Consider the following 14,355-nt stretch of genomic DNA (forward strand, 5'->3'; position numbering starts at 1 on the left):
TCGCGGTCGTGCTGACCGACGGGGACCCCAGGACGCCCGAGGCCGCCGAGATGCTCCGGCGGATCGGCGTGATGGACATCGCGGTCGTCGGCTACGGGGACGATCCCGAATACCTGACCGAGCGGCTCGCCTCGACCGACCTGCTGGTCGACGCGATCTACGGAACCGGCTTCCACGGAGAGCTCGACGAGCGCCACCGGGACATCTGTCGCCTGATCAGCGGCGTGGGCGTGCAGGTCTTCGCGCTCGATATCCCCAGCGGGGTAAACGCCGACACGGGGGAGGCCGACCCCTGCGCGGTGCGCGCGGGAATGACGGTCGTCTTCGACAGCGACAAGCCCGCCACCGCGATGCCCTCCGCCGCGGAATTCTGCGGCGAGGTGGTCGTCGCGGACATCGGCATCCCGTCCGAGGCGCACGAAGGGGTGTCCCCCCTCTTCACCCTTGTCGACCGCGGCTGGGTCTTCGACCGGCTGCCCCGCCGCCGCCGCGACAGCCACAAGGGGGATTACGGCAAGCTTCTGAACGTCGCGGGCTCCCAGCGGTACATGGGGGCGGCGGTGCTCTCGACACTCGCCGCGATGCGCTCCGGCGCGGGCTACGTGACGCTCGCCTCCACCAAGGAGGTCTGCCGCACCGTGCTGCCCATGCTGCCCGAGGCGGTGCTGCTGCCGCTAGCGCAGAACCCGGACGGAACCCTCTCCTGCAAGGCGATGGACGCGCTGCTCGAGGCGGCGGAACGCAGCACGGCGGTGCTGGCAGGAAACGGCCTGGGCACAGGGCCGGACGCCTGCCGCATCGTCTGCGAGCTCGTGCGGCAGGTTTCCTGTCCGCTTGTCATCGACGCGGATGGTATAAATGCGCTTGCGCGGAATATAGATATACTGAAGGACAAAAAGGCGGAGATCATCCTCACGCCTCACCTGATGGAGCTCTCCCGGCTGACGACGCTGCCGCTCGAGCAGCTCAAGCCGGACGCGCTGACCGCAGGCAGGGCGTTCGCGCAGGAGTACGGGGTCACGGTGGCGCTCAAGGGCGCCCACACGCTGACCGCCGCGCCCGGGGGCCGGGTGTGGATCAACACGACGGGCAACGCGGGGCTCGCCAAGGCGGGCAGCGGAGACGTGCTCGCGGGGCTGGTGGCCGCGCTCGCCGCGCAGGGCAGGAGCCCGGAGGAGGCCGCCGCCTGCGGCGTCTGGCTGCACGGCATGGCGGGCGATTACGCCGCAGGCGAGCTTTCCCAATACGCGATGCTCTCCCGCGACGTGATCGACGCGCTCCCGCGCGTGTTCGCGGATAACGACCGGTAAACAAAGGAGGAGTCCCGATGATGAAACGGGTGTTCGGTATCCTGCTGGCGGCGGCGCTGCTGCTGGGCGCGGCGGGCTGCGGCGCGAAGGAGCGGGAGGAGTCGGCGGCGGAGCGGATGCGTCAGAACCTCAGCCAGTCGTTCCAGACCACGGCCAGGGTCCGCTACGGCGAGCTGGAGACGGAGATGACGATCTACAAAAAGCCGATGAACTGCGCGGTTGTGACCTTCCAGTCGCCCGAAAGTATCCGGGACATCAAGATGACCTTTTTTACCGACAAGGTGACCGTCCAGTACGGGGACCTCAGCTTTGACTTCACGCCCGACAGCGTCCCGGGCAAGGCCGCCTCCAAGATGATCCTTTCGGCCCTCAACGCCGCGCTGAACGACCAGGGTGTGCGTTTCGAGGAACGGGAGGGAAAGCTCGTCGTGACGGGCGCGATCGAGGAGGGGGAGTTCTCGCTCGTGATCGACGGGGAAAACGGAAATATCCTGAAACTTTCGATTCCGCAGAACGACTTCGAGGCGGAGATTCTGAATTTCAGGATTCTCGAATGAACCGGCAGGTTTCAAACGGCCCGCACCGTAAGGTGCGGGCCGTTTTTGCTGTCAAAAAGACGCGCCCGGAAATAGAATGGTAAAGGCGCGGGAACATTTTTCCCCCGCGCTGTTTAAACCATGCCCTGGAGGTTCAAAATATCGGTGCAGGATAACGCGTTAAAAATGCGAATACGGGCGGCGTGCTCGCCCGCCCATAACCACGGAGAGTGATGGACGTGACCGTAAAAAGGGGAGAGATCTACTACGCCGATCTCAGCCCGGTAGTAGGCTCGGAACAGGGCGGTGTGCGGCCGGTGCTGATCGTTCAAAACGACGTCGGAAACCGCTACAGCCCCACGGTGATCGCCGCCGCGATCACCAGCCAGAAGGAAAAATCCAAACTGCCCACCCACATCGAAATCCATTCGGACGGGTGCGGCCTGTCGAAGGACTCGGTGGTGCTGCTCGAGCAGATCCGCACCATTGACAAAAAGCGCCTCAAGGAGAAGATGGGCCGCCTCGACGACGGCTCGATGGGACAGATCAACCATGCCCTTTCGATCAGTTTCGGATTGGGCGACACGGGCAGCCAGTTCACGCCTACATAAACGCGTGGGCGAGCTGTCTTTATAGAGCGCCGGCGGTTGCTGCCGGCCATATAACGCCCCGCCGGGGTCTCCCCGGCGGGGCGTCCGCTTGCGCAGGCGCGCGGAAGCTGTTAAGATGAAACCACAAAAATAACGGAGGCGTCAGTTATGGAAAACCTTTCGGAACACCGGGTCTCGGAATCCCGCACCGAGCAGATACAGATCGTCATGCCGGGCTATACCAACGGCAACGGCCGTCTCTTCGGCGGCAAGCTGGTGGCGTGGATGGACGTGGTGGCGGCGGTGACGGCGCGCAGGCACGCCCACCGGGACGTCACGACCGTCTCGATCGACAACCTCCAGTTCAAAAAGGCCGCCTACGCCAACGACACCGTCCTGCTGATCGGACAGCTCACCCACGTGGGCGTCACGTCGATGGAGGTGCGGGTGGAGGCGTTCGTCGAGCGGCTGGACGGGACGAAGGAGCTTGTGAACCGCGCCTATTTCACCCTCGTCGCGCTCGACTCGCACGAGCGCCCCACGCCGGTGCCCCGCCTGGTCCCCGAGACGGACGAGGAACGCGCCGAGTGGGACGCGGGCGCGCGCCGCACCGAGCTGAGGCTCCAGCGCCGCATCGAACAGTTCTGAACGCCGCACGTGCGGGGACGGGCGCTTCCCGGCAGTTCGCCCGGGCGCGCAGGGGGATCCGCTGGGCGCGCGGCAAATCATCCTGCGTGGGCGCCGCGCCGCGGTCGAGCAGCCAGTCGAGCCGGGCGGCGGGAGAGGCTGACGGGGCGGGCCCCTCCTCCGTCGCACGCGCGGCCGGGGCGGGACCTTTGCGGATGGGCGTTCCGGGCGGCGCGCCGTCCGGGACCTCGCGGAAAAACGCGGCGGCTTCCGGAATGGTGAGCGCCTCCGGTTCCCCGGCGGGAAGCGCGCCGTCCCATTCGCCGGGCTCCCCGGCGGCGGGGGAGAAGAGGGCGCGCCGCCTCCAGAAGTAGGCGAGGTTGCAGGCGCACAGCGCGGCGGCGGCAACGGCGGCCCACAGGGGCGGCCGGGGGAAGAGACCGCCGGGCGGCGCGAAGAAGCAGGCGGCCGCCTGTGCGAGACAGGCCGCCGCGTTGACCCAGAAGGAGAGCCGGTCGTAAAAGCGCAGGAAGAGCAGATTCGCCAGCGCGCAGCCGCCCGCCGCCATCCAGACGGCGGCGCCCGGGGAGAGGGCCGCGCCCGAAAGGACGGCGTATCCGAGCAGGAGTCCGCCTGCGATCCCCCAGAAGGGAAGCAGCATGTTGGCGTAGAATTTGAGCCAGACGACCCGCCGCAGGGAGGAGGCCTCGAGCCGCCGGTCGAGCGTGCGGGAAAGGGAAAGCGCCTGCGCGTGGGCGAGCGGGTCGTCATAGCGCGGACGCCGAAGGAAAAGCCGCAGGTAGGCGCCGGCGCCCCACAGGATGCAGGCGGCGCCGAACAGGCCCATCAGCCCAAACATGAGATGCCCTCCCGGATGTCGAAATTTGTCGAAAATAAGCATAGCATATCCACGCGGCTTTTTCAATCACCCGGAAGGAAACAAAAGGACCTCCCCGGCATTTACGCCGGGGAGGTCTCGAATTTTTCGTGTGAAACGGCCGGTCAGTCCCGCTTGATGAACTCCTGGATGAGGGAGGTCTTGGGAACCAGCGCCTGGTCGATGCCGAAGAAATGTCGGGCGGAATCGGTCAGCCGGTCGATCGTCTCGCGGTAGGGGGAGTCCGGGCCGGTCTGCCGCAGCATTCCGGCGAGGGTGTCTCGGTAGAGGAAGGGCTCGTAATTGTGGGTGGAGTTGATGTGCGCGTCCGCGAATTCGCGGAAGGGCCGGATATAGAGGTCCTCGCCGCGCAGCACATAATCCCACATCTGCAGCGTCTCCTCCGCGCCGGTGCCCCGGTAGTAGAAATCGCGCAGCAGCCGCCGGGTGAGGCGCAGGTCGCGCGCGCCCAGCAGGACGCGCCCGCCGTCGTCCACAAAATCGCTGTGCACGCTGATGTAGAGCTTGACGGTGCGGTGCGGTGCGAGCGTGTCGGTGAGCAGCGGGTTGAGGGCGTGGATGCCCTCGATGATCAGATAGGTGTGCTCGTCGTAGGAAATTTCAAAGGTCTTTTCCGAGCGGCGGCTCGCCGTGAAATCGAAGATGGGAAACTGCGCGCGCCCGGTCTGGAGCAGCCGCTGCACCGTCTCGTGGAAGCAGTCGAGGTCAAGCCCCTCGACGCTCTCGTAGTTCTGGTAGCCGTCCTCCCAGCGGGGCAGCTCGTCGCTCGATTTATAGAAATTGTCCAGCGAGATGCGGTTGACCGCCTTGCCGCGCTCACGCAGCTCGTGCGCGATCTTCTTGGCGGTCGTGGTCTTGCCCGAGGCGGACGGCCCGGTGATCAGCAGGATGTGGATGTGCCGCTCGGTAACCCGGTCGCAGACGGCGGAAATCTTCTGGAAATACACGCCCTCCTCCCGGCTGACGAACACCTCCGGCCGCGCGGCCAGTTCCGCGGCAATCGCCGCGGTGTGGACCCGTTCCATTTCAGGATTGTATTTCATCAGGATTCCCCCCAGTCTCATCATATGGCTTCCAATCCAACGATAGCACAATCATCCGGTTGTCACAAGCCAGATTTTTCCTGTGCAGAAAGGGCGGCCCTTCGGCCGCCCTCCCGTCTTTGACAGCTCAGACCACGGTTTTCCAAAGACCGTGCAGGTTGCAGTAAGCGAAGGCCGCGACGGGCTCGTCGTCCTCGAGCAGGAAGGTGACCTTCGGCTCGCCGCCGACCGGCAGGCTCTTGCGCTGGCCGCCCTTGGCGGTCTGGAGATAGACCCACGCGATATGGTGCTCCTCGGCCATCGGGTGCGGGACGCTCCCGATCGATACGGTAACCTGCTTGCCGGATACCTCCACCACAGGCAGGTGCTTTTCGCCCGCCGCGTCGGTGGTGTTGGGGACAAGCTCGGTCATCGGCTCGCCGCAGCAGATGATCTTGACGCCCGCGTTGTGAATCATGCCGACAAGGTTTCCGCAGTGTTTGCAGATGAAAAATTTCTGTTCCTGGCTCATGGATAGTTCCTCCTTTGATGTCTGCATTGTTGCCGCGCCGAACCGGCGCGGCTGAAAATGGCAGGGCAACCTGCCATCGTCAACGTAATCATATGGTTTCGATGGGCGCGATGGCGCCCGTCAAACGCCTGTATCTATCATAACATATCCGATCCCGCGCTTCATGAAAAAAGGGCGAAAAATTTGTGAACGGCAGGCCCGGAATATAGGATGTCCAACCCGTCTGCAAATATTGTCTTTATCGAAATCCCGTGGGAACGGCCGGAAAAACCCTTCACGCAAGGGGGATTTTGTGGTATAATATCAGTGGAAAGGGGAACGGGTTTGCAGGCAGCCTGGCCGAAGGAGGCGGAACCGCATGGAGATGCTGGAATTGATCCCGGTAAAGCGGCCGGGACAGATCGAAACGGTGTGCGCCCTTGCCCGGGAAATCTGGACGGAACGCTACCGGGAGGCCTACGGGTCGATGGAACTGGACTACCTGCTCCGGACCTGGCAGTCTCCCGAGGCGGTCCGCCGTCAGATCGACGAAGAGCATATGGAGTACCGGCTCGTCTGCTATGATGGGGCGGAGGTCGGGTATGTCGCCCTTCTGGAAAAGGAGGGCGCCCTCTGGGTGTACCATGCCTATCTCCTCGGGGAATATCACGGAAACCGCACGGTGGCCGGGATGCTGGAGTTTGTCGAGAGGGAGTGCGCCGCGCGGGGAATCGCCCGCGTTTACGCGGTGGTGGACCGGAAAAACAGCCGCGCCCTCGGCTACTGTGAGCGGCTGGGGCTGCGCCTGCTGGAAAGGCGGACATGGGAAGCCTGCCCGGGCTTCCCGGTGGAACTCTGTGTGTTTGAGATGGAGATAAAGGGTTAAATATCAGAACGGTTACTGTTATTATATCATGTCTTTTGCATTTGAAAAGAGGGAAGAGCCATGTTTTTTCAAAAATTCGGCGATACCTACGCCATCCGCCTTGGACGCGGGGAGGAGCTGGTCGCGGCGCTGAAGGCGCTGTGCGTCTCCGAGCGGATCCGGCTCGGGACTCTGTCGGGGCTGGGCGCGATGGACCATATTGTGGTCGGAGTCTACGATCTTGTAAACAAACGCTTCTGCCCGAACGTCTTTGACGAACCGCTTGAGATGACCGGCATGGAAGGAAGCGTCACGGAGCTGGAGGGGGAACCCTACCTGCATATCCACGCCTCCTTTGGCCGCGCGGACGGACAGGTGATCGGCGGGCATCTGAGCGAGGCGCGCGTCAGCGCGACCGCCGAACTTTTCCTGCGCACGCTTGACGGGCGCGTCGGCCGCTTCTACGACGAAGAGACGGGCCTGAATCTGCTGGATATCCGATAGGAAGGCTGAGAGGCGAAAAATGTGAAAAACCCTCTTGATTTTACCTGTCGTTTATGCTAATATAATATAGCCGTCCGGATATGGCGCAGTTTGGTAGCGCGCTACCTTGGGGTGGTAGAGGCCGTGGGTTCAAGTCCCGCTATTCGGACCACAATCAGAGCCGTCAGATATGACGGCTCTGATTTTTTTTGATTTTCTCGCCACTACGCCCCCGGCTGTCATGGATAGATTGTATGCGGAGGCCTCGGCGAAACAGGCTGAAAAAGAATAGGGCCGTGTGACGAAAGGCGAGATGGTTTTGAGCTATGATATTATGATGTACGAGCGGGTTTTTCAAATTCTCAAGAACAGAATTGAATGCGGGCTGCTGCCGGCAGGCTCGAGCCTCCCCTCCCGCGTCAATCTGTGTGAAGAATTCGGGACTTCGGAAAAGACCATCCGGCGCGCATTGAAGATGCTGAAAGAACAAGGCCTGATCGACACGCAGCAGCGAAAGCGCCCGGTTATAAGCTATAATTGCAATACCGTTCATCGGACGGCCGTGCTCGCGCTGGAGAAAATAGACGCCGAGATCACAGACGACGTGCTTAAAACCGGCGTGCTGTTGTGTTACCCCGTAATTAAGAACGGGATATCCCTTTGCCAAAAAGAGGACCTGGAAAGACCGCGAAAAATTCTCGAGAATATGCGTATTGAAAACGCTGACGAGTTTTGGAGATTATCGAAACGTTTTTGGAGATTCTTCGTTGCACGAAATGAAAACGACCTGAGCCTTCGGGCGGTGGACAGTCTGGGCCTTGGCGATCTGAAACCGCTGCAGGATGACGCTGTGTGCCGAACCAAATATTACGAACAGCTTCAGGAATTTATGCGGATCATTGAAAGCGGCGGCGCCCCGGAGAGCGCGCCTTTTGACGACATGTCGGGTCTATATGGATTTACATATGGAGACCGTCCCGCATTTCACGCCCCTTCCGACTCCACGGTGGTTCTTGGTCGGGAACGGCTGGAAAAACTTTTATCGGGCGCCGAAGTCAGATATGCGGCGGTGTATATGGACCTTTTGGGCCTGATTGCAGTTGGGCGGTACAGGCGGGGAGACAAGCTGCCCACCCACAGGGAATTGCAGGAAAAATATGGCGTTTGCGCGGATACGACCATCAAAGCGATACAAATGATGCAGGAATGGGGCGTTGTAAAAACGGTGCGCGGCAATGGCATCTTTGTGGAGATGGAGCTTGAGGAATTGAAGAAAATTCAAATTCCCGCCCACCTGATTGCCAATCAGGTCCGCCGCTATCTGGACAGTTTGGAACTGCTGGCCTTAACCGTCGAGGGAACGGCCGGGTGCGCCGCGCCGCGCATTGCACAGGAAGAGATACGGGCGGTAAAGAATAAAATCAGCCGGCTTTGGAATGAGGAGTACCTATACGGGCGGACCCCCGCCGTGCTTCTGGATTTTATCATTGAACATACGGGAATCGACGCATTGAACGGCGTTTACGCGCTCCTGCAAAGGAACCTGCGGATCGGCCGCAGCATTCCGGCCCTGCTTCATACGGAGAAAACGGCCGTGAACTGCAAAATTCATGAGCAATGCGTAAAAGCGATCGATTCGCTCTCCTCGGAAAATTATGCCGCCTTTTCCGGGGAGGCTGCCGCGGCGTTTCAGAGCATCTACCGCCTGGTGATCGGGGAATGCAGGCGGCTGGGCTACTATGAGGCCGCTATGGAGGTCTATGACGGAAGCGCGCTGTGGAAATAGAGGTTCCGCGTTGCCTTTCCCGGCTTTCCGGGCGTCGGAGAAACCGGTTGGAGATAAGGAAAAAAGCTGCGCCGCTCATGCTTGAGCGGCGCAGCTTTCTGTTTGTAATGATTGATTTGTTGAAGAAACAGTGGTATAGTAGTGTCAAATAATACTGATAAGGTTCCAAGAAATGTATTTGGACAGAGCGGATGCCCAATCGTGCATATTCTGCCAAGGGGAAGGACCCTTTGGCGGCTGGGCATGCCTGTGAGAAACGCCGCCGGCGCTGGCCTCCATGAGCGGCGGCCGGGCAAAGCGGGAACCTTGATATTGATGCGTCAAAGGAGCGTATGGAGATACCTATGAAGCAGAACAAGAAGGGGAAGGGCGGGAAGTGGGAAATATCCTTTTCTTCCATCATGCGGTATAACGCGGTGTTTTGCGCACTGGTTTTGCTGTTTGTCATGCTGGGAGGAACGGTGCACTCCGTCAGGCGGATGAAATCAAACGCGGAGGTTGCGCTCTCCTGGAGCCAGTCGCAGATATCGCAGAGGGTCACCGGCGCGGTGAACCTGCTGGAATCCCTGGCAAGTCTGCCCGAGTACTACGATCCCACGATCCCCCCGATTGACAAGGTGAAGAAGCTGGACCGGATCAGCCCCCATTTTGGGTATATGATGATCTGCTTTGTGGACGAGGATATCCTCGTCTATTCGGACGGCTCTGAACCGGCAAGCCTTGCGAGCCGCGGCTATATGCAGCAGCTGTTCTCCACCGGCCAGACGCAGGTGACGGACAGCTTCGCGGCCGGCGCGGACGGCGTGACCCTCAACTACACCGTGGCGGTGCCGCTCGTTGACGAGCATGGCGCCATTACCGGCTGCCTGTTCTGCGCCATCTACTTCGACGAAGCGGTTGAGATTCTGGAGACTTCGGCCGGCGCCCTCGACGCCGACGCGACGCTGATCGGCTCCGGGGGACAGGTCATGTCCTCCTCCGCCGGGCTGACCTACGGCGACTCCGTGATGGACGCGCTGCGGGACGACAGGCTTTTCGGCACCACGCCGGATAAGCTGGAGGAGGCGCTTTTGGCCGCGCGGCCCGGTTCTTACTGGAGCCTCCGGGACGGGAGCCTCTGCTATACCGCCTACCAGAGGGTGGACCAGACGAACTGGGATATTTTGTGCACAGTCCGCTTTGAGACTCTTTTTTTCCAGACGTTTCCCGCCCTGATGCTCACGGCCTGCCTGACGGCCCTTGCGGCGGTCGGACTTATGCTGGCCCTGCGGCGTTATATCGGCAGGCAGATGGAGGTCGTGGACACGCTGGTGCAGTCGATCGGGGAATTGGAAAAAAGAATCTATCTGGATAACCGGCCCGACGACGTGGACTTCAACGAAGTCCTGCGACTGACCAGCGACGGCCTTTCCGACAGCCTGACCGGTGTGGTCACCCGCTCCGTGTTTCTCAATCAGGCCGCCGCGCAGCTTGCAAAGGCGGACCCGGAGGCGGTCAAAGCCCTCTTCTTCGTGGATATGGACAATCTCAAATACATCAACGACAGCTGCGGGCATGACGGCGGGGATATCGCGCTGAAAAGCGTGGGGTATATCCTGCGGGAATACGAAAAGAAATACGACGGCGTGGTGGGCCGTTACGGCGGGGATGAATTCCTGATGCTGCTGACCGGCCTGGACGACGAGGAAGAGCTGAACGCCGTATTGGAGGGGCTTGTGCTCCGGCTCCAGACCGACGTCCAGTCCGGCGGCCAAAGCATCCCGGTACAGTGCAGCATCGGCGTCTCCGTATACCGCCCGGGAATGGAGCTGGAGGAAATGATTTCCGACGCGGACGAAGCGCTTTACTATGTGAAGCAGAATGGAAAGGGATATTATTCTATCCACCGGAATTGAGAGGCAACATGAAGAGATTCAGCAGAAACCGGATACTCCTTTCGGCCGGCGTGTTATTGCTGATTTTTGCCGTGGTTGCGGGGGCGGGGACGCTGCTGCACGGCGAGATGGTAAAGATCCGGCAGAGCGCGGCCGAAAGCACGCTGTTTTATTACACGGAAAAGATCACGCTGCAGTTTCACGGCACGATGAATGACGCGGGCGCCCTGGCGCAGACCGCCCTTGTCATGGACGGGGACGGAACAGACTGGTTCGCGCGCGCGGCCGCTCCTCTGCTGGCGCGGGAGGAGGTGCGCCATGTCTGCCTGTTCGACGGCGATACCCTGGTGAGCGCTCTGCCAAGGGCCGATTATGGCGGTTTGGTGGGACGGGATCTGCGGGAATTTTCCTATGCCTTTACGCTGGCCAAGGTGGTGAAGGCTCTTATCGTGGAGGGCCCGGTCACCCTGGATTATGACCCGGCGCAGCAGGAGGTGTTCCTGTTCCTTCAGCCGATCGTGGACGGGGAGGCGTATCGGGGCGAGGTCGTCGTGGCGCTGGACCGGGAGTATGTTCTGGAGCAGCTCGGCTTAAAGGAGCTGTCCGCGCAGGGTTATGATTACGAGCTCTGGCGGGTGGAACCGCAGAACGGCGCCAAAGAGGTGATTGTGACCACCGATCCCGCCGTGGATTTTTCCCAGGCCAAAAAATCGACCTTCTATCTGCCGAGCCAGTGGAACCTCAGCATCCAGCCGGTCGACGGGTGGTTCAATTCCGCTCAGAAAGCGGGGCTGATACTGGCCTGCGCGCTGTTTGCCTGCCTCCTGCTGGCGCTGGCCGGCCTGGCGCACCGGCTCTTTCTCCGGGAACATGAAAAGAGCCGGCAGAATTCCGTTGACCCGGCCACCGGCCTCTACAATCAAAAAGGATTCACCGCTGAACTGGACCGCTGGCTCTCCGCGGACCAGGGCGCCGTCATACTGTTCTACTTCTCGCTGGAGGGCTTCGACCAGGCCGCCCGTCTGATCGGGCCCACGCAGGAAGCGGCTTTTTTGCGGAGCGTTCCCGCGCGCCTAAATGAGTATATCCGCAGGCCCTTTATCGCCGGCCGCCTGGGGTCGGGGAATTTCATCATTGCCGTCCGCGAGGAGATGGGCGAGAGGCAGCGGGAGGACTTCGCAAAGGGCCTGTCCCTGGAGCTCCTGCTGAGGGTCCGGATCAATGACAAAAAGGGCTTCCTGATGGCGCGTTATCAATGCGCGCGCTGCCAGCCCGGCAGGGACCGGGCCGAGGAGGAGGTCGCCGGCCTGCTTCACGCCTATTACGCCAGAATTGCGGAGGAATCCCCCGCGCGGATGCTGACGGAAAAGTGCAACCAGCTCGTCGAGGGGAACACCGCCGTCATATTTGACGAGTATACGGATGGCGAAATGACGGAACTGTCCAAGGCCCTCAACCGTTACCGCAAGCGTGTCGAACAGCTGGTCTACCGCGACCCGGTGTTCCATGTGGGAAACCGGCCCAAATATTTTCGGGATGCCGACGTGCTGATCTCCTATGACGCCAAGCGGCGGTTCAGCCTCTTCTGCGTCGACATCTGCGCGTTCAGCCAGTATAACGAGCTGTTCAGCACCGACGTGGGGGACGCCATCCTGCACGAGGTCCTGAGACGCCTGTCGAGGCCCCTCGGCACATACCTATACCGGATCAACGGCGATGTCTTTCTGGGGATATCGCTCTCCAATGAAAGCACGGAGGCCCTCGCGTCGCGCCTGCACCAAATCCTTGTCAGCCCGATCACCGTTGGAAACGCCACCATCCCTCTGCAGGTCCGCGTTGCGGCCTGCCAGTATCCGGTGCACGGCGTCACCCCCGGCGCTCTGCTGGATCATCTCCAGTCGGCCATACGCTTTTCCAAGGAATCCGGCCGGAATATCGTCCTCTATAATGACGCGCTCGATGAGCTGCTGCGGACGGAGGCGGACATTCTGCACCGGCTGAGAGACGCCATCCAGCAGCAGACCCTGGAGGTGTGGTATCAGCCGCTGGCATGTGTGGCAACGGGCTGCTATTCAGCGGTGGAGGCCCTTGTCCGCCTGTCGGACGGGCAGGGCGGCTACTATTCCGCGGGGCAGGTCATTTCACTGGCTGAGCGCAACGGCCTGGTGGAGGAGCTCGGCGATTATGTGCTGCGCTCCGCGTGCTCCTTTATGCGGACCCACGGCGATTCGCTGGGGCTGGGGCGCGTCAGCGTCAATCTCTCCGTGCAGCAGCTTTTGGTGGGGAACAGCGCGGAGCATCTGCTGGGCCTGATTCGCACGGCCGGCGCCGACCCGCGCCGGATTACCCTGGAAATTACCGAGAGCATCCTGATCCAGGCCATCGACCACACGGCGGAGACGCTGAAGCTGCTGCGGCAGGCCGGCATCCATATCGCGCTGGACGACTTCGGCGTGGGGTACAGTAGCCTGAACTACCTGTCCAATCTGCCGGTGGACATCATCAAGATCGACCGCTCGCTGACGAAGCAGATACAGACCAACGAGAAGCAGCGCGCCCTCCTGAATTCCATTGTGGAAATGGCGATCATCAATGATTTGACTGTGATTGCCGAAGGCGTTGAGACCGAGGCGGAACAGAAGCTCATAGAGTCGGCGGGCGTACATTACATCCAGGGATATTACTATGCCCGGCCCATGCCGGAAGAGGAATTGAGCGCGTTTTTGAACAGCGTCCGGGAAGAGGCGCCGTTAACGTAGCGCCGGTTTCGCATGCCCCGCCGGCAGAGGAAACAGAAAGATTTGAGCTGCTGAGAAAATTCCGCCAGATTGCAAGTCACAAACCGAACCCAAATTGAAAATTGTCCAACAGCCGAAACGGGCCCGATCTCTGATCGGGCCCGTTTCGGCTTATTTGGGTATACGTGGAAAAACTGGGATAGTATCAAAATGTACACATTATAAAACATGGGAAAGTTCTCTGATAATTCCATAAAATAAGGCAATAATTTTTTAAATAGGAAATTGTTGTTAAAAGTATAGCATTTTTTCCTGCGGATGACAACCAAAAATATTTACAAATTCTTAGATATTATTTCATCTTACAGGTCACAAAAAGCGTACTTTTTGAGACATTTTTGAGCGATGAGATCAGTAATAAATCGGAGGATCGGATATGGCAAAGAGGTCCAGGCAGCAGTTGGGGAACGTCCCAGTGACGATCATATGCGTGAATGCGGTGACGGAAACCACGATCAGCGGCTGTCTTGGGGAGGGGGCCCTGGCGGACAGCGTGCCGCTGCGGACGGCAAGCGGCGAATTCTATAACGGCGGTTTCGTGGAGAAGCTGCCCTTCACCGGTTTTTACGACCTGATCATGAAGCTGGATACCGTCTTCGACTATTTCCAATTCCCCCAGCGGGGCACCGAGCTGCGCACGGCCGGAAAACCGGGCCCAGCGGCGAGGTACACCCGGATGAAGGAGGAAATCCTGCCAAAGCTGACCCAGCAGTGGAACGAGCGTGTGATGCAGAAGGGCTGGGGACGGTGCGCGACCTTCTCGGTGCATGTGTGCGCGCGGCAGAACAGCAGCTGGCAGGGGCGCGTGAGATGGCTGGAAGGGAAGCGGGAGGAGAGCTTCCGGAGCGTGCTGGAACTGATGGGATTTATGGAGAGCGTATTGGACATTGAAGAGCAATCCCTGCGGATAAAAGGGACAGAAGGACTTGGAGGGACGGAAGAATGAAAACGTTGTGGGGGAAAAAAGAACACAGCGGGAAGCGTCATATCGCGCTGCTTCTGGCGGTGCTGGTGCTGATGAGTACGATCCCGGTCTTTACATACGCGGAGGATAT

The 14,355-nt window shown here is 60.5% G+C and carries 12 protein-coding genes and 1 tRNA gene; 11 read left to right on the forward strand and 2 right to left on the reverse strand.

Features of this window, described 5'->3' with window-relative positions:
* The 4 genes from RDM88_RS07935 to RDM88_RS07950 all read left to right on the forward strand — a co-directional run.
* On the forward strand, positions 1-1,310 hold a 1,310-nt coding region (locus RDM88_RS07935), incomplete at its 5' end, for an NAD(P)H-hydrate dehydratase (protein ID WP_308754326.1).
* Between the two features lie 17 nt (positions 1,311-1,327).
* Positions 1,328-1,867: a hypothetical protein gene (locus tag RDM88_RS07940; RefSeq protein WP_308754327.1), complete on the forward strand. Its 540-nt coding sequence runs from the start codon at positions 1,328-1,330 to the stop codon at positions 1,865-1,867.
* A gap of 218 nt (positions 1,868-2,085) precedes the next feature.
* Positions 2,086-2,457, forward strand: a complete 372-nt coding sequence (locus RDM88_RS07945) for a type II toxin-antitoxin system PemK/MazF family toxin (protein WP_101553195.1) — start codon at positions 2,086-2,088, stop codon at positions 2,455-2,457.
* A gap of 147 nt (positions 2,458-2,604) precedes the next feature.
* On the forward strand, positions 2,605-3,084 hold the full coding sequence (locus tag RDM88_RS07950; RefSeq protein WP_308754328.1) for an acyl-CoA thioesterase: 480 nt from the start codon (positions 2,605-2,607) through the stop codon (positions 3,082-3,084).
* 981 nt (positions 3,085-4,065) lie between these two features.
* Here RDM88_RS07950 and RDM88_RS07955 read toward each other — a convergent pair.
* On the reverse strand, positions 4,066-5,004 hold the full coding sequence (locus tag RDM88_RS07955; RefSeq protein ID WP_308754329.1) for a hypothetical protein: 939 nt from the start codon (positions 5,002-5,004) through the stop codon (positions 4,066-4,068).
* A gap of 127 nt (positions 5,005-5,131) precedes the next feature.
* Entirely contained in the window at positions 5,132-5,515 is a 384-nt protein-coding gene (locus RDM88_RS07960) for a desulfoferrodoxin family protein (RefSeq protein ID WP_308754330.1), read from the reverse strand.
* Positions 5,516-5,873: 358 nt separating this feature from the next.
* On the opposite strand from RDM88_RS07960, the gene RDM88_RS07965 reads away from it, so the two are divergent.
* The 7 genes from RDM88_RS07965 (at position 5,874) to RDM88_RS07995 (ending at position 14,246) form a co-directional block, all read left to right on the forward strand.
* Positions 5,874-6,380, forward strand: a complete 507-nt coding sequence (locus RDM88_RS07965; protein ID WP_308754331.1) for a GNAT family N-acetyltransferase — start codon at positions 5,874-5,876, stop codon at positions 6,378-6,380.
* A 60-nt stretch (positions 6,381-6,440) separates the two neighbouring features.
* Positions 6,441-6,863, forward strand: a complete 423-nt coding sequence (locus RDM88_RS07970; protein ID WP_308754332.1) for a DNA-binding protein — start codon at positions 6,441-6,443, stop codon at positions 6,861-6,863.
* Positions 6,864-6,937: 74 nt separating this feature from the next.
* Positions 6,938-7,014, forward strand: a tRNA-Pro gene (locus RDM88_RS07975).
* A gap of 141 nt (positions 7,015-7,155) precedes the next feature.
* A complete protein-coding gene (locus RDM88_RS07980) occupies positions 7,156-8,628 on the forward strand; it encodes a GntR family transcriptional regulator (RefSeq protein WP_308754335.1) in 1,473 nt (490 codons plus the stop codon).
* Positions 8,629-9,107: 479 nt separating this feature from the next.
* Complete coding sequence (locus RDM88_RS07985) at positions 9,108-10,523, forward strand: sensor domain-containing diguanylate cyclase (protein ID WP_308754333.1); 1,416 nt, start codon at positions 9,108-9,110, stop codon at positions 10,521-10,523.
* Between the two features lie 50 nt (positions 10,524-10,573).
* Entirely contained in the window at positions 10,574-13,261 is a 2,688-nt protein-coding gene (locus tag RDM88_RS07990) for an EAL domain-containing protein (RefSeq protein ID WP_308754336.1), read from the forward strand.
* Between the two features lie 415 nt (positions 13,262-13,676).
* Entirely contained in the window at positions 13,677-14,246 is a 570-nt protein-coding gene (locus RDM88_RS07995; protein ID WP_308754334.1) for a hypothetical protein, read from the forward strand.
* The last annotated feature ends 109 nt before the right edge of the window (positions 14,247-14,355 follow it).

Origin of the sequence: uncultured Anaerotruncus sp., assembly GCF_902490045.1 — a bacterium.
In the GTDB taxonomy this organism is placed as follows: Bacteria; Bacillota; Clostridia; order Oscillospirales; family Ruminococcaceae; genus Anaerotruncus.